The 21,634-nt window shown below is 60.1% G+C and carries 19 protein-coding genes; 13 read left to right on the top strand and 6 right to left on the bottom strand.

What is annotated here, in order from left to right:
* Nucleotides 1-23 precede the first annotated feature (23 nt).
* From QRN48_RS22685 to QRN48_RS22670, 4 genes are all read right to left on the bottom strand, one after another.
* A complete protein-coding gene (locus QRN48_RS22685) occupies nucleotides 24-1,808 on the bottom strand; it encodes a cyclic-di-GMP receptor FimW-related protein (protein ID WP_285353427.1) in 1,785 nt (594 codons plus the stop codon).
* A gap of 270 nt (nucleotides 1,809-2,078) precedes the next feature.
* Entirely contained in the window at nucleotides 2,079-2,948 is an 870-nt protein-coding gene (gene asd, locus QRN48_RS22680; RefSeq protein WP_285353490.1) for an archaetidylserine decarboxylase, read from the bottom strand.
* 51 nt (nucleotides 2,949-2,999) lie between these two features.
* Nucleotides 3,000-3,815, bottom strand: coding sequence for a rhodanese-like domain-containing protein (locus QRN48_RS22675; RefSeq protein WP_285353425.1), 816 nt, complete (start codon nucleotides 3,813-3,815; stop codon nucleotides 3,000-3,002).
* Between the two features lie 46 nt (nucleotides 3,816-3,861).
* Nucleotides 3,862-5,397 carry an HDOD domain-containing protein gene (locus QRN48_RS22670; RefSeq protein WP_285353423.1) on the bottom strand — a complete coding sequence of 512 codons (1,536 nt, stop codon included), beginning with the start codon at nucleotides 5,395-5,397 and terminating at the stop codon, nucleotides 3,862-3,864.
* Nucleotides 5,398-5,608: 211 nt separating this feature from the next.
* On the opposite strand from QRN48_RS22670, the gene motA reads away from it, so the two are divergent.
* On the top strand, nucleotides 5,609-6,460 hold the full coding sequence (motA, locus tag QRN48_RS22665; protein WP_037015764.1) for a flagellar motor stator protein MotA: 852 nt from the start codon (nucleotides 5,609-5,611) through the stop codon (nucleotides 6,458-6,460).
* Between the two features lie 3 nt (nucleotides 6,461-6,463).
* Entirely contained in the window at nucleotides 6,464-7,519 is a 1,056-nt protein-coding gene (motB, locus tag QRN48_RS22660) for a flagellar motor protein MotB (RefSeq protein WP_037015761.1), read from the top strand.
* A 212-nt stretch (nucleotides 7,520-7,731) separates the two neighbouring features.
* Here the strand turns inward: motB and rsgA are convergent, their stop codons facing one another.
* Nucleotides 7,732-8,763, bottom strand: coding sequence for a small ribosomal subunit biogenesis GTPase RsgA (gene rsgA / locus QRN48_RS22655; protein ID WP_037015758.1), 1,032 nt, complete (start codon nucleotides 8,761-8,763; stop codon nucleotides 7,732-7,734).
* Nucleotides 8,764-8,877: 114 nt separating this feature from the next.
* Between rsgA and orn the strand changes: the two genes are divergently transcribed.
* Nucleotides 8,878-9,414 carry an oligoribonuclease gene (gene orn, locus QRN48_RS22650; protein ID WP_191942725.1) on the top strand — a complete coding sequence of 179 codons (537 nt, stop codon included), beginning with the start codon at nucleotides 8,878-8,880 and terminating at the stop codon, nucleotides 9,412-9,414.
* A gap of 119 nt (nucleotides 9,415-9,533) precedes the next feature.
* Complete coding sequence (locus QRN48_RS22645) at nucleotides 9,534-10,145, top strand: trimeric intracellular cation channel family protein (protein WP_037015750.1); 612 nt, start codon at nucleotides 9,534-9,536, stop codon at nucleotides 10,143-10,145.
* Between the two features lie 10 nt (nucleotides 10,146-10,155).
* Here the strand turns inward: QRN48_RS22645 and queG are convergent, their stop codons facing one another.
* Nucleotides 10,156-11,274 (bottom strand): tRNA epoxyqueuosine(34) reductase QueG, encoded by a 1,119-nt coding sequence (gene queG / locus QRN48_RS22640; protein ID WP_285353419.1) that lies wholly within the window; start codon nucleotides 11,272-11,274, stop codon nucleotides 10,156-10,158.
* Nucleotides 11,275-11,336: 62 nt separating this feature from the next.
* Between queG and QRN48_RS22635 the strand changes: the two genes are divergently transcribed.
* The 9 genes from QRN48_RS22635 (at nucleotide 11,337) to hflC (ending at nucleotide 21,506) form a co-directional block, all read left to right on the top strand.
* Entirely contained in the window at nucleotides 11,337-12,833 is a 1,497-nt protein-coding gene (locus QRN48_RS22635; RefSeq protein ID WP_191942726.1) for an NAD(P)H-hydrate dehydratase, read from the top strand.
* The gene (tsaE, locus tag QRN48_RS22630) at nucleotides 12,821-13,291 is read left to right on the top strand and encodes a tRNA (adenosine(37)-N6)-threonylcarbamoyltransferase complex ATPase subunit type 1 TsaE (protein ID WP_037015740.1); all 471 of its coding nucleotides are present in this window, start codon (nucleotides 12,821-12,823) and stop codon (nucleotides 13,289-13,291) included. Before QRN48_RS22635 ends, tsaE begins: the two co-directional genes overlap by 13 nt.
* A 25-nt stretch (nucleotides 13,292-13,316) precedes the next feature.
* The gene (locus QRN48_RS22625; RefSeq protein WP_037015737.1) at nucleotides 13,317-14,744 is read left to right on the top strand and encodes an N-acetylmuramoyl-L-alanine amidase; all 1,428 of its coding nucleotides are present in this window, start codon (nucleotides 13,317-13,319) and stop codon (nucleotides 14,742-14,744) included.
* Nucleotides 14,745-14,776: 32 nt separating this feature from the next.
* On the top strand, nucleotides 14,777-16,726 hold the full coding sequence (gene mutL / locus QRN48_RS22620) for a DNA mismatch repair endonuclease MutL (protein ID WP_285353488.1): 1,950 nt from the start codon (nucleotides 14,777-14,779) through the stop codon (nucleotides 16,724-16,726).
* Complete coding sequence (miaA, locus tag QRN48_RS22615; protein ID WP_285353416.1) at nucleotides 16,726-17,697, top strand: tRNA (adenosine(37)-N6)-dimethylallyltransferase MiaA; 972 nt, start codon at nucleotides 16,726-16,728, stop codon at nucleotides 17,695-17,697. Before mutL ends, miaA begins: the two co-directional genes overlap by 1 nt.
* Before the next feature lie 90 nt (nucleotides 17,698-17,787).
* A complete protein-coding gene (hfq, locus tag QRN48_RS22610; protein WP_037015731.1) occupies nucleotides 17,788-18,048 on the top strand; it encodes an RNA chaperone Hfq in 261 nt (86 codons plus the stop codon).
* A gap of 12 nt (nucleotides 18,049-18,060) precedes the next feature.
* Nucleotides 18,061-19,362 (top strand): ribosome rescue GTPase HflX, encoded by a 1,302-nt coding sequence (gene hflX / locus QRN48_RS22605; RefSeq protein WP_037015730.1) that lies wholly within the window; start codon nucleotides 18,061-18,063, stop codon nucleotides 19,360-19,362.
* Between the two features lie 96 nt (nucleotides 19,363-19,458).
* Nucleotides 19,459-20,637, top strand: a complete 1,179-nt coding sequence (gene hflK / locus QRN48_RS22600; protein ID WP_191942729.1) for an FtsH protease activity modulator HflK — start codon at nucleotides 19,459-19,461, stop codon at nucleotides 20,635-20,637.
* Nucleotides 20,637-21,506, top strand: a complete 870-nt coding sequence (hflC, locus tag QRN48_RS22595) for a protease modulator HflC (protein ID WP_037015724.1) — start codon at nucleotides 20,637-20,639, stop codon at nucleotides 21,504-21,506. The genes hflK and hflC overlap by 1 nt, the downstream gene beginning before the upstream one ends.
* The last annotated feature ends 128 nt before the right edge of the window (nucleotides 21,507-21,634 follow it).

The following is a 21,634-nucleotide window of genomic DNA, read 5'->3' as shown; positions in this document are numbered from 1 at the left end:
ATTCCGAGGGATGCCTCACTGGCTCAAAGCACGGTCCACAGTGAATCAAATTCCTGCTCTGGGCCGCCATCGTTTGAAGGCGTGGTCTTCTTCGGCCCCTCGATGATCTGATACTCGAACTGGTTATAGCTGCCCGTCGTTGCACGGCGGTTGCTCAGGCTGGCGCGCCGCTCTTCGCCGCTGGTATTGATCAGCACCCTGGAGCCATCCTCGAATGGTACACGCGGTGCGATAACCGTCGCGGGCACGTCTATGGCGCGAACCTCTGGCAGTAGCAAAGCGCGCAGGAACTGGCTGCTCTGCTCGGCACGCGTCAACTGCATGCCGCACGCCTGGGCAAACGGGGCGATGAGCTCGACCCCCATCTGCATGCCGCCGCCCCGCACCTGCCGTACCCAGCGAACGACCGCAATACTCCAGCCGTGGCCGTGATCCTGAATACCGATCATCTCGCCTGCCTGCAACTGGTCAGGCACTTCTTTCGGCCAGGCGAGGCAATAGCCGCCAGGGCTGTGATTTACGATGTGCAGAGCATAAGTCGGAAAGCTTTTCTGCCCGTCCGAAGCAGCGTTGCCTTCGGCATCGTCGCGCTTATATTCAATTTCCTCGAACGGCAACATGGTGTTCGCAGTGCCCGGGCGGGCTGCATCTGCGGCCTCCGCCCACGGATCATGACGGCCCGGCTTGAGCGGCTGAAGGCTGAATTCGGCCGCTCTAGACAATGTCGACATCTGCAACAGGTCGCTGAAAGACTGCTGACCGCCGACGTAGTAATGCAGGGCGCTCATGCCCACGCAAACAGTCAGCGTGCCTTGCCCTGGCGTGCGTTGAAAGGCGCGCTCGGAGACATCGCCCCAGGCGGCAGCAAGGTGCTGCAGCACGTCCATGGACAAACCTGGCGGAACCTTCAGCGGTGACTTTCCGCGTTCCGCCGGGGGCAGTTCCATGTAGCGTTCCAGCGCTGCCGAAAGGGGGCGAGGGTCGATGCCAAGCAGGTTCGCCCGTTGGTCATCGTCGTACAGGGCAGCATAACGAGGCGCCATGTCGGTGCCGGGCGCCACAGCGTACAAGCTCTTGTCATCCAGAGGTTGCTGCAGCGTAACCATCGCGCTCCAGGCATCAAGCGCTTCGGCCAGCTTGCCGATATTGTGCTGGCGCATCTGGTTGCAGCGGGAGCAGCCCATCATCAGGGCAACGAGGTAGGTGTGCTCGACGCTCATGGCCTGAGTGTTGAGGGCCAGGCTATCGGCCACCGGCACGTTGTGCAGTCGATGCTGACGAGCAATTTGGTAAATCTGGTGCAGTTCAAGCCACAAGCCATCCTGCACCGGGCAGTAAAGCTGGTTTGCGCGGATCAGCGGACCGTTCAGGCAGCTTAGCGCGCGCTGGAGCGCAGTGGTCAGCAGCCCGATACGATCCTTGCTGAGCTTGGGAGCCACCCGCGCGATGATCTGCTTGTAGCCGATGGCCAGATGATTTTGCAGCGCCTGGCAGAGGTTGGCCACTTTTCGCGGACGCTCTTCGAGCACCACCGACTGGTTAAGAAAATGGCGCTCCAGATGCTTGCACACAAAGAACACTTCCGGACGAAGCAATTCCAGAAGCTGCATGCGATTGTCACTGGGCGTGAGCAACTGATTCAGCTCGCCCAGACCCTGGTAAAGCTGACGCGCCATCTCACCGAGGTTGGCCTTGGGCAATGTCGCGATCCAGCGCTTCATGTCTTTTGGGGTCGCGTCACAGAACGACAGGCTCGACTGCGTCGGCACAGGGGCGCGCAACAACAGCGGGAGGCTTAAATTACTCATGTGACGGGCAAACTCCAACAGCAGGCCTGAACGGCGGCGTCCAACTCCGGGGCGAACCACCCTCGCCGGGCGAAAAGAGCACGATTACGTCCAATGAAAGTGAAGTTTCCTACAGCATTGACATGGAACTCTAGCAGCATCCGACACGAGCCGCCGCTGACCCTGAGCACAGAAAATCGTCCCGGCGGGCCGTTGACGGTTACCCCTGCAGGCCAACCGTCGCGTCAGAAAAACAGCATCGTGCTTTCAGTCCGTAGACCTACGCAAGAATCAGGCCTGCACAGGCAACGCGAGCCCTTCGCCCATCCGGACAGGCGAACCGGCCGCCAGCAGTTCGGACCATTTCACCTGGTTCGGGCCAAACAACACGATGGCCGTGGAGCCCAGTTTGAAGCGGCCCAGCTCCGCACCCTTTTCGAGATGGATAGGAGCACGCGCGGCCTCGTCGTAGCGGAACGTTTTTAGCCCACGCTTGGGCGGCGTAACCAGGCCCGCCCAGACGGTTTCGATCGATGCAACGATCATCGCGCCGACCAGTACCACCGCCATCGGACCGCGCTCAGTGTCGAACAGGCAGACCACCCGTTCATTGCGCGCGAAGAGCTCGGGCACGTTTTCCGCAGTGGTCTGGTTGACCGAGAACAGCCGGCCAGGCACATAAACCATTTCGCGCAGGGTGCCGGCGAGCGGCATGTGAACGCGGTGGTAATCCTTGGGTGAAAGGTAAACGGTCGCGAATTCGCCACCCATGAACGGCGCAGACAGACGCGCATCACCGCCAAGCAGTTCCAGTGCGCTGTAGCTGTGACCCTTGGCCTGGAAAATCCGGCCATGTTCAATCGGACCCAATTGACTGACTGCGCCGTCGGCGGGGCAGAGGATCGCGCCCGGCGTATCGTCCAGCGGGCGGGCGCCCGGCTTGAGTGCGCGGGTGAAGAAGTCATTGAAGTGCTGATACGCGGTGATGTCCTCGACCTGGGCCTGGGACATGTCAACCTGATAGCGGCGTACGAACCATTGGGTAAATGCGTTTTTGAACCAGCGCACCCGGCATTCGGCAACACAGCCCGCCAGGCGCGACAGCAGATGGTGGGGAAGCAAATACTGGAAAAGAATAAACAGACGCTGTTTCATCAAGATTCCTAAACGTTTGGAAAGGGAAATGCACAGTGAGCCCCATTGGGCGTCGATTCATTTTTCAACCGGGGTGTCCGGGTGATTGCCCCATTCGCCCCACGACCCGGCATAGCCTTTCACTCTCGGGTAGCCCAGTGCCTTGGCCACCAGATAGGTGAAGCCGGAGCGGTGGTGGGTCTGGCAGTGCGTAATGATCTCTTTATCCGGCGTGATGCCGAGGCTTTCGAGGATCTGGGGCATGTCTTTACGGATACGCAGATTGCGCGTCTGATCCATGCCCGCAGTCCATTCGAAATTCACCGCGCCCGGTATATGGCCGCCTTTGGCCGCGACGACCTTTTCACCGGAATACTCCGTCGGTGCGCGAGCATCCCAGATCGCCAGATCAGCGGCGCCAAGACGGCTGTGCAGGTACTCACGGGTCGCAGTGGGCTCGTCGTGCAACGTCAGCTGAACAGGACCACCCGCGGCAGCCGGCACGTCTGTCGACAGTTGCAGACCTTCGCCTTGCCAGGCAAGCAGCCCGCCGTCGAGATAGTGATACTTTTTGTGTCCGATCACGTCGAGCAACCAGATGAAGCGGCCTGCCCAACCGCCGCCTTCGTCGTCGTAAACCACGTAGACGGCGTCAGGATTGTGGCCCAGTTCACCGAACAGAGCCTCCAGTTGCGTCTGGGTTGGCAACAGCCCCGGCGCAGGGGGCAAGCCCAGTTGTGTGCGTTTCGGATCGACAAAACGTGCGCCGGGCAGGTGCCCGGCCTCGTAGCGGGCCGGGCTGGTCAGGTCGACCAGAATAAGCTCGGGAGCGCTGAGGCGGGCCTGCAGGTCTGCGGGCTCGATGACCAGCGGCAAGCTTGAAAAGGCAGACATTTGGCGTCTCCGGATCGCGAAAAGGTTGCGAATTGTAGCTCAGCTGTCAGCCGTTGCGATGGCTAAAGGTCGTGAGCGCTTTCTCGATGCACTGTCCGGTTTTGCCGAACGCCTGCACGGACATTTCAGAAAAAGGCCCACCCCCCTGATCGGCCATCACCAACATCACCACGCGACCATTGCTGGCAAGTGAGCGGATCAAGAGATGTTCGCCGCTGAACAAATGGCGCAGTTGTGCCGGCAGCAGCGCCGAGAACTGCGCGTTGTTCGCAGGTGTCAGGCGTAGCTGTGTGGGCTGTGCAAGCAGGCGCTGCAGCAATGTACTGTTGTTGTAGGGAACCAGCAGCGCGGCGGCTGACTTGTCCAGCCCTGCGATTTGATGCACACGCAGGCTGTCGGTTTTTCGATCAGTCATCAGCAACACCACCCGCTGCATACCGGCCGCTACCAATGCATCCCGAGCGCAAGTTGTCAGGTGCATCGCGTTGATGAAAATGCCGGGCTCTTTGAGGAGGTCGGCGCAATGCCTGCGCCATACCTGCAACGCATCGGGTGTGGGCGCTGGCGCTGGCAGCAAGCCATTGTGCACGCGGCGCGCGTTCCACGGCCAAAGCAGCGCCTGTGCCGGATGCCAGATGTCCGGGGTCGAGTGCTGACGCGCACTGGCCACAGCATTTTGGTGAACCTGCTGTTGAAGCTCGTCCAGCGGCTGCTGCAGATAAAGACTGGTCAACAGTTGCCAGCGCAGGCTGTGCGGCGTGTCCCAGGCTTGATGCGCGGAAAGCGCCAGGCCGTTGGCCAACAAAATCGTGTTGGCGGGCTGATTGAGCCAGCGTCGAAGAGGCAGATCGGCATCGAGCTGCTGCCGCTGCTTGAGTGCGTCGTCGTTGCCGTGAGCGATGCGCAGGACTTTAACCAGACTGCGCTGCTGAGAGGTCAGCAGTTCGTACCCTTGGGTCACCCAGACAGGCAGGCGCCAGTGGTGTGCCAGCGCCTGACAGAGATGCACCAGCCGCACGCCAAACAGCGAGTTTTCCACCGACTTGGCGCATTCGCCCTTGTGGATAACCCGCAGCTCCCACTCTTCCAGCAGCGTGGGGTGTGCCAGCGCCATGGGCCAGAGCGGCGAGAGAAAAAGCAGACTGCCCAGGTGGATGTCCTGCCACAGCCGTGCCAGTTGATTGGCAAATAAACCGTAAGCCTGTTGCATCGCGTGCTGGCTGATCATCTGCAATTGGCGCAAGGCCACCGGAATCTCGCGTGCGTCGACGCTGGGCAACCGCGCCAGCAACGCCTCCGTACGCGCCAGGCCCAGGCGATTGATGGCTACCTCAAGACTCTCCGCAGGCTGAGTCAGGGCGTTATTGGCCAGGTTGGCCTCGCGCAGAACATTGAGCACCAAGGCCGGGCTGTCTTGCATGAGGTCTGCGATGTCACGCAACGAGCGACGACTGTCGGTCAACGCGGCCTGAACTCGCTGATGCGCCACTGCGGGCACCGGCAACGCGATGCTGTCGAGCTGCTTTATCCATTGATCCAGGCTGCGGGGGACAGGGAGCGACGTAGCTTTATCTGATTGCATTCACAACACCCGTACGGCTGGGAGATTAGATCGACGTCGAGTACTGGCATCATGCTGGCCCTTGCAGCACACGGTCCGGCGGCACACATCGGTCAGGATTTTCGCGTGTTCTGACTATAGTCTGGCGCATTCATGCCGATAAGCAGGACAAGAGTTTCAGGCGCTTCTCGCGCAATGACCATGAACCCGACTCAGTAAGTATTTTCTACCTATGGCAAAAATTATCGGCATCATCGTCGTTTTCGCGAGCGTTCTCGGCGGATACGTACTGTCCCACGGTCAGATCGCTGCGTTGATCCAACCTTTCGAGGTCATGATCATCGGCGGTGCGGCGCTGGGTGCATTCCTGCAAGCCAACCCGGGCTATATGACCATGCTGGTCATCAAGAAGTCCTTGAAGATGTTCAGCACCCGGTTCACCCATGGTTACTACCTCGAGGTGTTGGGCCTGGTCTACGAGATCCTCAACAAAAGCCGTCGCGAAGGCATGATGGCCATTGAAGGGGACATCGAAGAACCTGAGAACAGCCCGATTTTCGCCAAATATCCAGGCGTGCTCAAAGACACCCGCATGATCGCGTTCATCTGCGATTACCTGCGCATCATGTCCTCCGGCAACATGGCGCCGCACGAGCTGGAAGGCTTGTTCGACATGGAGCTGCTGAGCATGAAAGAAGAGCTTGAGCATCCTTCCCATGCGGTCACCGGGGTGGCCGATGCGATGCCCGGTTTCGGTATCGTCGCTGCGGTACTGGGTATCGTTGTGACCATGGCGTCCCTGGGTTCGGGCGACAAGGCCGCGATCGGCATGCACGTAGGTGCGGCGCTGGTCGGTACGTTCTTCGGTATTCTGGCGGCCTACGGCTTCTTCGGCCCGCTGGCTACTTCTCTGGCTCACGATGCCAAAGAGGAGATGAATGTCTACGAATCGATCAAGGCCTCGCTGGTTGCGTCGGCGTCCGGTGTGCCGCCTTCGCTGGCTGTAGAGTTCGGTCGCAAGGTGCTTTATCCAGCCCATCGCCCCAGCTTCAGTGAGCTGGAACAAGCTGTCCGCGGTCGTTGATCCATGGAAAATAATCAGCCGATTATCATAAAGCGCGTCAAGCGCTTTGGCGGGGGGCACCACGGCGGCGCCTGGAAGATTGCCTTCGCCGACTTTGCGACGGCGATGATGGCGTTCTTCCTTGTGCTCTGGCTGATGTCGTCGGCCACGCCCGAGCAACTGGTCGCCATTGCCGGTTACTTCAAGGACCCGGTCGGTTTCTCCGACAGCGGCTCGCCCTATGTGATCGACCTGGGCGGCTCGCCGGAGATGTCTCCTGACCAGACGCTCAACCCGGAAGTCAAATCGACGCCTGCACCAGACCGCGTGCCGGTTGATGCCGATCAGCAGGACTCGGCTGCCGAGCAGGTTGAGCAGGACCGTCTGGAGATGTTGCTGCAGGAACTGCAGACCAAGGTGAACGAGAACCCGCAACTGGCGAAGTTCAAGGACCAGATTCTGTTCGAGATTACTCAGGACGGTTTGCGTATCCAGATCACGGACGCGGACAACCGCCCGATGTTTGATATCGGCAGCGCGAAGCTTAAACCGTATTTCGAAGACATCCTGCTGGCCATGGCCGACACCATCAAAGCGGTGCCGAACAAAGTCAGCATCAGCGGTCACACCGATGCGACGCCTTACGTGGGCAACAACGGCTTCGGTAACTGGGAGCTGTCGTCAGGTCGCGCGAACGCCGCACGCCGGGCGTTGGTGGCGGGAGGTTACCCCGATCCGCAAGTGGCACGTGTGGTGGGTTACGCCTCGTCGGCGCTGTACGACAAGCAGCACCCGCAGAACCCGATCAACCGCCGTATCGACATCGTGGTGATGACCAAGAAAGCGCAGCAGCGTATCGAAGGCGCGCAGAACTCGGGTGAAGCACCGCAAACGCCGGATGCACCGAGCGGCGCTGCGCCAGCGCCGACGCCAGGCGCCATTGCACCTGCCAATCAACCGGGGGCATCGATCTCGACGCCCGCCGTTGATCCCCAGGCGTATGCCCAGCCCCACGAGATTCGGCAGAAGCTGAACATTTTCGATCAGGGCCAGCTGAAGATCGACGAAACCAGGAACTGACGCCTGGCTGCACATACACAAACGCCGCGATGATCGCGGCGTTTTTGTTTGCCCTCTAAAACCTTTCATCTGGAACGGTGAAGTCCGTAGGAGCCGGCTCGCTGGCGAACGCGTCAGGTCAGGCACGGAAGCGTAACTGACCCACCGCGTTCGCCAGCAAGCCGGCTCCTACAGTTGATCTCCGACCGCGGTGCCAGGTTGGGCGGCGCCCGTCAGTAGCTGCTTTCCGGCAAGCTCGCGATGATCGAACGATAGCTGTTCATCCGCTGCTGTTGCACGCGACCGTCTGCCAAGCCTTGCAGCAATGCACAGCCGGGTTCGCGGTCGTGTTTGCAGTCGCGGAAGCGGCATCTGCCCAGCAGGTCGTTGAACTCGATGAAGCCCGCTTCGACGTCAGCTCGGCTGACGTGGCCCAGCCCGAACTCCCGAATGCCGGGGGAATCGATCAAGTCGCCGCCACGCGGAAAGTGGAACAGACGCGCGGTGGTCGTGGTGTGCGTGCCCTGACCTGAATATTCCGACAACGGCCCCACGCGGGTGCCAACTTCCGGCAACAGGCTGTTCACCAGCGAGGACTTGCCGACGCCGGACTGACCGACGAACACACTGATGTGGCCATCAAGCTGGTCTTGCAACTGCTGCATGCCGTCGCCGTGGTGCGCTGAAACTTCCAGCACCGGATAACCCAGCGTGCGGTACACCGCCAGCAGCGCATTGAGTGCAGGAGCGTTTTGATCGTCGATCAAGTCGAATTTGTTGAGCAGCAATAGCGGGCGAATGCCGGCGTGCTCGGCGGCCACCAGATAACGGTCGATCAGGTTGGCGTGGGGTTCGGGCATGGGCGCGAAGACGATGACGATAAGGTCGACGTTGGCGGCGACCGGCTTGAGCTGGCCTCGGCTGTCCGGGCGGCTCAGTTCGGTGTCCCGCGGCAACTGCGCCACGATGACTCCGATGCCTTGATTGCCGGCGCGCCACACAACTCGGTCGCCAGTAACCAGGGCCGGGAGGTTGGCGCGCAAATGGCAGCGGAAAACCTGACCCTGCAGCTCGCCGTCCTGCGCCTCGACTTCCACTTGCACGCCAAAGTGCGCGATGACCAGACCCGTTTGCTCGGGACCCAGATCGCCGCCTTCCAGCGTTTCGAGGGCGTTTGATTCGCGTTTGGCGGCACGTGCTGCACGTTCGCCCTGAATCTTTTCGATGCGCCAGTTCTGGCGGCGGTTGAGTTGGCGTTTGGCCATGGGTGTTCAGTGTTCCGTTTGAAGACGCATAAAAGCTGCTGATTTGATAGAGCGCGAGCGAGTCTAGCACGCCCGGGTGGGCTAAACTGCGCGCCAACGCTGAGGAGCCGACATATGCAGAACAAACAGAATCTTATCTGGATCGACCTGGAAATGACCGGTCTGGACCCGGATAACGACGTCATCATCGAGATGGCAACCATCATCACCGACAGCGAGCTCAACACGTTGGCCGAGGGCCCGGTCATCGCGGTTCACCAAAGCGATGAGCTGCTGAACGGCATGGACGAATGGAACACCCGTCAGCACGGTGGTTCCGGCCTGACCCAGCGCGTGCGCGAGAGCAAAATCTCCAACGATGAAGCCGAGGCCATGACGCTTGAGTTCATCAAGCAATGGGTGCCCGAGCGCAGTTCGCCCATCTGCGGCAACAGCATCTGCCAGGATCGCCGCTTTTTGTACAAGCGCATGCCCACGCTGGAAAACTACTTCCATTACCGCAACCTCGACGTATCGACCCTCAAGGAACTGGCCGCGCGCTGGTCGCCGGAACTGAAGTTCAAGAAGGGCAGCACTCACCTGGCGCTGGACGATATCCGCGAATCGATCGCCGAGCTGCGTTTTTATCGCGAGCACTTCATCAAGGCATGAGGGCAGGGCGTCGGTCGCCGGGTCTCGCCGACAAGATAGCGCTCAGGTAGAAGTGCTCTCTATATGGGTGCTTCGGTCGAATGGTTAGACTGCGCCCCTTTCTCGCAGGGACTGCCACCATGTTGTTGATGCTCTACCTGATCGCCATTACTGCAGAAGCCATGACCGGCGCGCTGTCTGCCGGTCGCCGCGGTATGGACTGGTTCGGTGTGGTACTGATCGCTTGCATCACCGCACTGGGCGGCGGGTCGGTTCGCGATGTGCTGCTGGGGCATTACCCACTGACCTGGGTCAAGCACCCCGAGTATCTGATTCTCACCAGCATCGCGGCGCTGGTGACTATCTTCATTGCGCCGCTGATGCGGCATTTACGTTCATTGTTTCTGGTGCTCGATGCGCTGGGTCTGGTGGCGTTCACCCTGATTGGCTGCATGACCGCGCTGGACATGGGATTGAGCATGACCGTCGCCGCCGTGAGCGGTGTAATCACGGGCGTGTTCGGCGGGATTCTGCGAGACATCTTCTGCAACGACATCCCGCTCATCTTTCGTCGCGAGCTGTATGCGAGCGTGTCATTTGCAGCGGCGTGGTGCTTTTTGCTGTGTCAGTACGCCGGGCTGCCAGTGGAGCAGGGCACGCTGATCACGCTGTTTGGCGGGCTGTTACTGAGGCTGCTCGCGATCAGGTTTCGCTGGGAGATGCCGAAGTTTGTTTACAAGGATGGCCACTGACAGAGCGCTGCTACAGGATGCGCGCTGCAGCCTTGATCTCATGCTGTTTAAGCGCCCATTCCACATGCTCGCGCACCATCTCCGACGGATGGCCCAGCCGGGCTTTCAGGGCTTCGATCACCGGGATGGTAGACGGTGCATTGCCCAGTCCCACCGCTAGATTCCTCAGCCAGCGCTCATAGCCGGCGCGCCGCAGGGGCGACCCTTCGGTATTGCTCAGAAACGTCGTTTCGTCCCACAAAAACAGCGTCGTCAGTTCAGCGTTGTCGAGGCCGTGGCGCGGTTTGAAATCCGATTGATCAGTCGGCCGGGCAAAGCGATTCCAGGGGCAGACAATCTGGCAATCATCACAGCCAAACACCCGATTGCCAATCAGTGAGCGCAAGTCTTCGGGGATCGACGTTTTCAGCTCGATCGTAAGGTAAGAGATGCACTTGCGTGCATCCAGCACGTACGGTCCGACAAAGGCGTTGGTCGGGCACACATCCAGGCACGCCGTGCAGCGACCGCAATGTTCCGTCACGTGCGGCGCATCGACGGGCAGGGGCAGGTCAACGAACAATTCACTCAGGAAGAAGTAACTGCCGGCCTTACGATTGAGCACCAATGTGTTCTTGCCGATCCAGCCAAGCCCTGCCTGCTCGGCGATAGCCTTCTCCAGCACCGGTGCACTGTCGACAAAAGCCCGGAACCCAAAGGGGCCGATGGCCTGCTGGACGCGTTCGGCCAACTGCTGTACGCGCTTGCGAATGAGCTTGTGATAGTCACGGCCCAGCGCATAACGGGAGACGTAGGCTTTTTCCGGCTGACCCAGCAACTGCGCCATTTGCGTATCGCCGGGCAGATAATCCATCCGCAACGACACCACCCGCAGCGTTCCCGGCACCAGTTCGTCCGGATGCGAACGTTTGCTGCCGTGCGCTGCCATATAGTCCATCTCGCCGTGGTACCCCGCTTCGAGCCAGCGCTCAAGGTGCCGCTCATGTTCAGCCAGGTCCAGCCCCGAGATCCCGACTTGCTGAAAGCCGAGCTCACGCCCCCATTCCTTGATCGATTGGGCAAGGTCTGTCAGTTCGGCTGCCGTGAGGCGCACTGAGGCTGTGGATGGATCTACAGTTATCGCGGACATGCAAGGAGGACACCGGGGCGCAGGTGCGTATAATTCTGCCAGACATCGGAGCCCGAAGACGCATGTTGCACAGCAAACCCCTATTTCCCGACGCACTGTATAGCGCCGCCCAGGTGCGCGACCTCGACGCGCGCCTGATTGCCGCGGGCACACCCGGATTCGAGCTGATGCAGCGTGCCGCTCATGCTGCGTGGCGTGCGATACGTCGCCGCTGGCCCGATGCCAAGCAACTCACGGTAATGGCCGGTCGCGGCAACAACGCTGGCGATGGCTACCTTATCGCAGCGTTGGCCAAACGCGCCGGCTGGCAAGTCACCGTACTGGCGGTAGGCGATTGCGCCGCTTTGGCGGGCGACGCCAGGTCAGCCTACGAAGAGGCGATGGCCGCACACGTCGACATCCAGCCGTGGCAGCAGCAAGCGCTGACCGGCATTGTCGTCGATGCGCTGTTGGGTACCGGGCTCAAAGGAGATGTGCGCGCGCCTTATGCACAGGCTATCGAGGCGATCAACGACAGCGGCCGGCCCGTGGTAGCCGTCGACCTCCCTTCGGGACTGTGCGCAGACACCGGACGAACGCTGGGGTGTGCTGTTCGCGCTGACCTCACCGTCACCTTCATCGGTCTGAAGATTGGCCTGTTCACAGGCGATGCGCCCGATCAAGTGGGGGAGTGCGTGTTCGATGATCTGCAGGCGGATCCTGACATCATTCGCCAGACGCCAGTCAGCATCAAACGGCTGGACACCTTCAACCTGCCAAGGTTGGCGCCTCGTCCACCGACTGCGCACAAGGGCATGTTCGGTCGAGTGTTGGTAGTGGGCGGCGATCTGGGTTTTGGCGGCGCTGCGCTGCTCGCCACTGAAAGCACGCTGCGGTGCGGTGCTGGCATGGTCACGCTGGCAACGCGTCCGGAACACATCACCGCTGCACTGGCGCGGTTTCCGGAGGTCATGAGCGCTGGCGTCAGCTCTGCCAATCAACTTTATGCCCTGATCGAGCCCGCCTCGGTGCTTGTGGTCGGTCCAGGCCTGGGCCAGCACGGTTGGGGGCGCAGCCTCCTGTCCGCTGCGGCGAACGCTTCACGGGCGCAGGTCTGGGACGCCGACGCCTTGAACCAGTTGGCGACAGGTGCAGTGCGGCTACCTGCGGACAGCGTAATCACACCGCACCCGGGGGAAGCCGCGCGCTTGCTGGGTATCGATACGAAAGCGGTGCAGGCCGATCGTCCGGCTGCGGCCAGGGCGCTGGCAAAGAAATTCAATACCGTGTGTGTCTTGAAAGGCAGCGGCAGTCTGGTCGCCAATCCAGCGGGCGACCTCGCACTGGCCAATCATGGTCATCCGGCGATGGCGACCGGTGGCTTGGGCGATGTGCTGTCCGGTGTCATCGGCGCGCTGATGGCGCAAAAGATGCCGGCCTACGACGCTGCCTGTCTGGGCGTCTGGCTCCATGCGCTGGCGGGCGAGAAATGCGGCGCCAGCGGGCGCGGGCTCGCTGCCGCTGATCTGATTCCTGTTATTCGTCAGCTTCTGGAGGAGCACCAGCCGTGTCTGAGTTAACCCTGGACCTCATGGGTGAAGAAGCCATGACCCAATTCGGCGCACGTATCGCCCAAGTGACTGAAAGCAATGGGATTATCTTTCTGGAGGGTGACTTGGGGGCGGGCAAGACCACATTGTCCCGAGGCATTATCCGCGGGCTGGGGCATGCCGGCGCGGTCAAAAGTCCTACATTTACGTTGGTAGAACCTTACGAAATTGGGAGAAACCGCGCGTATCACTTTGATCTCTACCGACTTGTTGACCCAGAAGAGCTAGAATTCCTCGGCATCCGGGACTACTTCGAGGGCGACGCTCTTTGTCTGATCGAGTGGCCCAATCTGGGTGCAGGCTTTTTGCCAAAGCCCGACCTGATCATTACCATAAGGCCGCGTGATGAGGGTCGGACATTGACCCTGAGCCCAAAAAGCTCGCGTGGCGAGACGTGGTGTGCCGCTTTGGCGCCGGAATTCAAATAGACACTCAATAGATATGGGGTTTGGTATGCGCATGCGCGCGCTGGTTACTGTGATTGGACTGCTGATGGCGACACTGGCTGTCGACGCGTTGGCCGCTTCACAGGTACGAAGTGTCCGCTTATGGCGTGCTCCGGATAACACTCGGTTGGTTTTCGACCTGTCCGGGCCTGTTCAGCACAGCGTTTTCACCCTGCAATCTCCTGATCGTCTGGTCATCGATATCAATGGCGCGACCCTCGGCGGTGCGCTGAATGTGCCGACAGCGAACACGCCGATCACCAGCATGCGCTCCGCTCAGCGCACCCCCGACGATCTGCGCGTAGTCATCGACCTGAAAAAGGCAGTGACGCCGAAAAGCTTCACGCTTGCGCCCAATCAGCAATACGGCAATCGTCTGGTGGTCGATCTGTACGACAACGCCGCGGATGCCAACCCCGCGCCTTCCATTGCCGATACACCTGCGGCGGCGGCTCCCGCGACGCCTGCGGTGCCAATCTCCCCGTCCAAGCCTGAAATCAAACTCACCCCGGTGCCTAATGGCAAACGAGACATCGTCGTTGTCATTGATGCCGGGCACGGCGGGGAAGACCCGGGCGCTTCCGGTGGCAGAGGCGAGAAAGAAAAGAACGTCGTGCTCGCAATTGCCAAGGAGTTGCAGCGCCAGATCAATGGCGAGAAAGGTTACCGCGCCGAGCTTACGCGTACCGGCGACTACTTCATCCCGCTGCGTAAACGCACGGAAATCGCTCGGGCCAAGGGTGCTGATCTGTTCGTGTCCATTCACGCTGACGCAGCGCCTTCATCGGCGGCGTTTGGCGCTTCGGTGTTCGCCTTGTCCGAGCGCGGCGCGACGTCTGAAACCGCGCGCTGGCTGGCCGACAGTGAAAACCGTTCCGACCTGATCGGTGGTGCTGGCGCCGTGAGCCTGGACGACAAGGACCGCATGCTCGCTGGCGTGTTGCTGGACTTGTCCATGACCGCATCGCTGACGTCGAGCCTCAACGTCGGGCAGAAGGTCTTGACCAACATCGGGCGGGTTACGTCACTGCACAAGTCCCGGGTCGAGCAAGCTGGCTTTATGGTGCTCAAGTCGCCCGATATTCCGTCGATCCTGGTCGAGACCGGTTTCATCTCCAATGCCGCCGAAGCCAACAAGCTGGAAGGTGCGAGCCATCAGCAAGCCTTGGCGCGCTCGATCACGGCTGGCGTGAAACAGTTCTTCCAGCAGAATCCGCCGCAAGGGACCTACATTGCCTGGCTACGGGATAACGGAAAGCTGGCCATGGGTCCCCGCGAGCATACGGTGCGGCCCGGTGAATCGCTGAGCATGATCGCTGCGCGCTACGACATGACCATGCCGATGATCCGTGCGGTCAACCACATGAGCTCGGACGAATTGAAAGTCGGTCAGCAACTCAGGATTCCCAGCGCAGAACTGGCGGGTGAGCCGTGACTGACCTGCTGCTGGGCGATCAAGATCTCGACATTGGTGTAAGCGCCGAAGCGCCTGCTGCGGAGGCTGCACGCATTCAGCTGCTGAGCCCCCGACTTGCCAACCAGATTGCAGCGGGTGAGGTCGTCGAACGACCGGCCTCGGTCATCAAGGAACTGCTGGAGAACAGCCTCGACTCCGGCGCGCGGCGCATTGATGTCGACGTCGAACAGGCCGGCATCAAGTTGCTGCGCGTGCGTGACGACGGGGGCGGTATTTCTTCAGATGACCTGCCCCTCGCCCTGGCGCGACATGCCACCAGCAAGATACGCGACCTGGAAGACCTTGAGCGGGTGATGAGCCTTGGTTTTCGGGGTGAGGCGTTGGCGTCGATCAGCTCTGTGGCGCGCCTGACCCTGACGTCTCGGACCCGCGATGCCGATCAGGCCTGGCAGGTCGAGACCGAAGGCCGAGACATGGCCTCGCGGGTTCAGCCGGCTGCGCATCCTGTTGGCACCTCCGTCGAAGTGCGGGACCTGTTTTTCAACACCCCTGCGCGGCGCAAGTTTCTCAAGGCCGAAAAAACCGAATTTGACCATTTGCAGGAAGTGATCAAGCGCATGGCGCTGGCGCGCTTCGACGTCGCCTTTCATTTGCGCCATAACGGCAAAACCATTTTGAGCCTGCATGAGGCCAGGGATGATGTAGCGCGGGCGCGACGCGTCTCGGCGATTTGCGGCCCTGGCTTCCTGGAGCAGGCACTGCCCATTGAGGTTGAACGCAACGGCTTGAAGCTGTGGGGATGGGTGGGGCTTCCAACCTTCTCTCGCAGCCAGGCCGACTTGCAATATTTCTTCGTGAATGGCCGTGCCGTGCGCGACAAACTGGTTGCCCATGCGGTTCGGCAGGCTTATCGCGACGTGCTGTTCAATGGCCGTCACCCTACGTTCGTGTTGTTTTTTGAAGTTGATCCTGCGGTGGTAGACGTCAACGTCCATCCCACCAAGCATGAGGTGCGCTTCCGCGACGGGCGCATGGTTCACGACTTTCTTTACGGCACGCTGCACCGAGCACTCGGTGACGTCAGGCCTGAAGATCAGCTCGCCGGAACGACCTCTGTCACGGCGCTGGTGCGGCCGACCGGGCCGGACGCCGGCGAGTTCGGGCCGCAGGGCGAAATGCGCCTGGCCAATAGCGTGCTGGAAACCCCGCAGGGGCAGGCCTGGAATACACCGGCCGGTTCCGTGCCCGGCTCTGGCAGTGGCGCGGGCTATCAATACCAGTACACGCCACGGCCGTCATCGGTGCTGCCTGCCGAAGAGGCGCGCGCCGCGTACAGTGAATTCTTTGCCCCTCTGCCGGGCGCCTCTGCACCCCCAGTTACTGGCGCTGTTGCGCTGCCAGATTCCCAGGGCGATGTTCCGCCCTTGGGGTATGCACTGGCACAGCTCAAAGGCATTTATATCCTTGCTGAAAACGCCCACGGGCTGGTGCTGGTCGACATGCACGCGGCTCACGAGCGAATCATGTACGAGCGCCTGAAGATCGCGATGGCCAGCGAAGGCCTGAGTGGCCAGCCTCTATTGGTGCCCGAATCAATTGCAGTCAGCCAGCGTGAAGCTGACTGCGCCGAAGAGCACATGGCAATTTTCCAGCAGTTGGGCTTTGAATTGCAGCGTCTTGGCCCTGAGAGCCTGGCGATTCGACAGATTCCCGCGCTTCTCAAACAGGCCGAAGCAAATCGGCTGGTACATGACGTACTGAGTGACCTGATGGAGTACGGCACGAGCGACCGTGTCCAGGCGCACATGAATGAGTTGCTCGGCACCATGGCATGTCACGGTGCCATTCGCGCCAACCGCCGGCTGGCCATTCCGGAAATGAACGGCCTGCTGCGTGATATGGAAAACACCGAGCGCAGCGGTCAGTGCAACCATGGACGGCCCACCTGGACCCAGTTGGGTCTGGATGATCTGGACAAACTGTTCCTGCGCGGTCGCTGATGAGCAGTCTACCTCCGGCCATCTTTCTGATGGGGCCGACCGCCGCGGGCAAAACCGATCTGGCCATCGAGCTGACTAAAGTGCTGCCATGCGAGCTGATCAGCGTCGACTCTGCACTGGTTTACCGTGGCATGGACATTGGCACTGCCAAACCATCCAAAGCGCTTCTGGACAAGTATCCGCATCGGTTGATCGATATTCTCGATCCGAGCCAGAGCTATTCTGCGGCGGAGTTTCGTGCCGATGCCTTGCAGGCGATGGCTGAAATTACCAGCCGAGGAAAAATTCCTCTGCTGGTGGGCGGCACGATGTTGTATTTCAAGGCTCTATTGGAAGGGTTGGCCGATATGCCTGCCGCCGACCCTGAAATTCGTACGCAAATCGAAGCGCAAGCGGCCAGTCAAGGTTGGCAGGCCTTGCACGACGAGTTGGCGAGCATCGATCCGGTGTCGGCAGCCAGAATTCACCCAAACGATCCTCAGCGGCTGGTTCGCGCGCTGGAGGTCTTCAGGGTCAGCGGCATGAGCATGACAGCGCACCGTCAGCAACAAACTGAGCAAAGTGCTCAAGCGAGCGCTTCGGGGCGTCATCAATTGCCCTATACTGTCGCAAATCTCGCCATTGCTCCGACGGATCGCAAGGTGCTGCACGACCGAATTGCTGTTCGTTTCAGGCAAATGCTTGATGAAGGGTTTGTTGAAGAGGTCTTAGCGCTACGTTCGAGGGGTGATCTGCACTCGAATTTACCGTCCATAAGAGCTGTAGGGTATCGCCAGGTCTGGGATCACCTGGACGGCAGACTGACTTGGGACGAGATGCAGGAGCGGGGCGTCATCGCCACGCGCCAGCTGGCCAAGAGGCAGTTTACATGGCTGCGCAGCTGGCAGGATCTGCACTGGCTGGACAGCCTGGCTTGCGACAATCTGCCACGCGCCTTGAAATACCTGGGGTCGGTCTCCATATTGAGCTGAGTCCTTGCAATAGCCGTCTATCCTTGGGGGGTAACGGCCCAAGCCAACGTTTTCGAAATTATTCTATTGATCCTTAAAGGAGTGCGGCACATGTCAAAAGGGCATTCGCTACAAGACCCTTACCTGAACACTTTGCGTAAAGAAAAGGTTGGGGTTTCGATCTATCTGGTAAACGGTATCAAGCTGCAAGGCACTATCGAATCTTTTGACCAGTTCGTTATTTTGCTGAAGAACACGGTCAGCCAAATGGTTTACAAACACGCTATCTCGACTGTCGTTCCTGTTCGCCCAATTCGTCTGCCTAGCGCTTCCGAATCCGAACAGGCTGACGCCGAGCCAGGTAACGCCTGATAGGAGTCTGCTTTGTTCTTTGAGCGCCACAGTGGTGGTGAACGGGCCATACTCGTTCACTTGGATGGTCAGGACCCTGAGGCGCGCGAAGATCCGCAGGAGTTCCGGGAGCTGGCGCTGTCGGCAGGCGCCGACATCGTCTCGTTCGTCAACGTGCCCAGGCACCGTCCGACGGCCAAGTATCTGGTGGGTAGCGGCAAGGTCGAGGAGTTGCGTGACCTGGTCAAAACCGAAAAGTCAGATATCGTCATCTTCAACCATGTTTTGACCCCCAGTCAGGAACGCAACCTTGAACGCGTGTTCGAGTGCCGCGTGCTTGACCGTACGGGTTTGATCCTGGACATCTTTGCGCAACGCGCGCGTACCCATGAGGGCAAGCTGCAGGTCGAACTGGCCCAGCTTGAGCACATGAGCACGCGTCTGGTGCGAGGCTGGACTCACCTTGAGCGCCAGGGCGGCGGTATCGGCCTGCGCGGTCCGGGTGAAACGCAGCTCGAAACCGACCGTCGTCTGTTGCGTGTGCGTTTACGCCAGATCAAAGGCCGGCTTGAAAAAGTCCGCAGTCAGCGGGATCAGGCCCGTCGCGGCCGCTCCCGTGCCGATATCCCTACGGTTTCGATCGTCGGCTATACCAACGCCGGCAAGTCAACGCTCTTCAATGCAGTGACCGACTCCGACGTCTACGCAGCCGATCAGCTGTTTGCGACCCTCGACCCGACGCTGCGTCGTCTTGAAATAAACGACCTTGGTCCGATCGTGCTGGCCGATACAGTGGGTTTCATCCGTCATCTGCCGCACAAGCTGGTCGAGGCCTTTCGAGCTACGCTCGAAGAGTCCAGCAACTCCGACCTTTTGCTCCATGTGATCGACTCTCACGAGCCCGAGCGTCTGGAGCAGATCGAGCAAGTCATGGTGGTATTGGGTGAGATTGGTGCCCAGGACTTGCCGATGCTTGAGGTCTATAACAAACTCGATCTGCTTGAAGGGGTAGAGCCTCAGATTCAGCGGGACGCCGACGGCAAGCCGCAGCGGGTCTGGGTCTCTGCCCGTGACGGGCGTGGTCTGGATTTGCTCAAGCAGGCCATTGCCGAGGTGTTGGGTAATGACCTCTTTGTAGGAACGTTGCGGCTGACACAACAATTTGCCCGGCTGCGTGCCCAGTTTTTCAAGCTGGGTGCGGTGCAGAGCGAAGAGCATGACGAAGAAGGGCAGAGCCTTCTGGCTGTACGGTTACCCCGAGTTGAATTCAATCGCCTGGTGAGTCGCGAAGGACTGCAGCCGCTGGAATTCATCGAGCAACACACTTTGCAATAAAAGCCTGACAAAGCGGTTGTACCGCTATGACGGGCATTCTGTAGCATTGGTCGGCGCGCCGTGGGCGCGTCTTTGCTTTATCAGATGGAGAGCGCTATGGCTTGGAATGAGCCGGGTGGCAACTCGAATAATCAGGATCCTTGGGGTGGTAAGCGCAAGGGCGGCGACCGCAAGGGGCCACCGGATCTCGACGAGGCCTTCCGTAAGCTGCAGGAAAGCCTGAATGGGTTGTTCGGTGGTGGTAAGAAACGCAGTGGCGATGGCGGCGGCAGCAGCGGTCGTTCGGGCAAGGGCGGTGGTCTGGGTCTGCTCGGCATCGGTCTGGTCGTGCTGCTTGCGATCTGGCTGTACAACGCCATCTATGTGGTCGACGAGCAGGAGCAGGCTGTTGTGCTGCGCTTCGGCAAATACTACGAAACCGTAGGGCCGGGTCTGAACGTCTATTTCCCGCCGTTTGATCGCAAATATCTCGAGAACGTGACGCGCGAGCGTGCTTACAGCAAGCAGGGTCAGATGCTCACCGAAGACGAAAACATCGTCGAGGTGCCGCTCACCGTGCAATACAAGATCACCAATCTGCAGGACTTCGTGCTGAACGTTGATCAGCCTGAAGTCAGCTTGCAGCATGCGACCGAAAGTGCCCTGCGGCACGTCGTCGGTTCTACTGCGATGGATCAGGTGCTGACTGAAGGTCGTGAACTCATGGCCAGCGAAATCAAGGAGCGCCTGCAGCGTTTCCTCGACACCTACCGGACCGGCATCACCGTCACCCAGGTCAACGTTCAGAGCGCTGCGGCGCCGCGTGAAGTCCAGGAAGCGTTTGACGATGTGATCCGCGCACGTGAGGACGAGCAACGTTCGCGCAACCAGGCTGAAACCTATGCCAACGGCGTGATCCCGGAAGCTCGCGGTCAGGCTCAGCGCATCGTGGAAGACGCCAACGGTTATCGTGACGAAGTGGTCTCGCGGGCCAAGGGTGAGGCGGACCGCTTCACCAAGCTGGTCGCCGAGTACCGCAAGGCGCCGGAGGTCACGCGTGAGCGTCTGTATCTGGACACCATGCAGGAAGTCTTCAGCAACACCAGCAAGGTGCTTGTGACCGGCGATAAAGGTCAAAACAACCTGCTTTATCTGCCGTTGGACAAAATGATCGATAGCAGCCGTAACGGTTCCACTTCGTCTGGCGGCAGCACTGCTGCCCCTGTCGTTGATCCAGGCTCCAGAGCTGCGGATATGCAGCAGCAACGCGACACGCGCACTAGGGAGACTCGCTGATGAGCAACAAATCTCTGGTGGCCCTGATTGTCTGTGTCGTGCTGGCTGTGGTCGCATGGAACAGCTTCTACATCGTCGCTCAGACCGAGCGAGCGGTGTTGCTGCAGTTTGGTCGTGTTGTTCAGGCCGACGTCTCACCTGGCCTGCACGTGAAGATTCCTTACGTGAACCAGGTGCGCAAGTTTGATGGTCGACTGATGACCCTCGACGCGCCGACTCAGCGTTTTCTGACGCTGGAAAAGAAAGCCGTCATGGTAGATGCCTATGCCAAATGGCGCGTGAAGGACGCTGAGCGTTTCTATACCGCGACATCCGGCCTGAAGCAGATTGCCGATGAGCGCTTGTCGCGTCGTCTGGAATCGGGTCTGCGTGACCAGTTCGGTAAACGTACCCTGCACGAAGTCGTCTCAGGTGAGCGTGACGCGTTGATGGCTGACATCACCGCTTCGCTTAACACCATGGCCGGCAAAGAGCTGGGCATCGAAGTCGTGGATGTGCGGGTCAAGGCCATCGATCTGCCGAAGGAAGTCAACCGCAGCGTGTTCGAGCGGATGAGCACCGAGCGTGAGCGTGAAGCGCGTGAGCATCGCGCCAAGGGTAACGAGCTGGCAGAAGGCATCCGTGCCGACGCCGATCGTCAGCGTCGTGTATTGCTCGCCGAAGCGTATCGCGAGTCTGAAGAGGCGCGTGGTGACGGTGATGCTCAAGCGGCTGCGATCTATTCGAAGGCATACGGTCAGGATCAGGAGTTCTATGCGTTCTATCGCAGCCTGCGCGCCTACCGTGAAAGCTTCGCGAACAAAAGCGACGTGATGGTGCTGGACCCAAGCAGCGAGTTCTTCCGCTATCTGGAAAAAGCCAAGCCGTAATCGCATCAGCACATGATCATCCCGCCGGGCGGCAAAACAGCCCGTCGGGGTGATCGCGCGACGAAACGTGTGTATGATGCGGCAGCCGGGAAATTCCCGGCTTTTTTGCGTCTGCACGATTGATTGGC

Source organism: Pseudomonas sp. ME-P-057, from assembly GCF_030208975.1.
Lineage (GTDB): Bacteria > Pseudomonadota > Gammaproteobacteria > Pseudomonadales > Pseudomonadaceae > Aquipseudomonas > Aquipseudomonas lutea.
The sequence above is the reverse complement of the archived record's forward strand: the minus strand, read 5'-3'. Positions and strand labels throughout refer to the sequence as shown.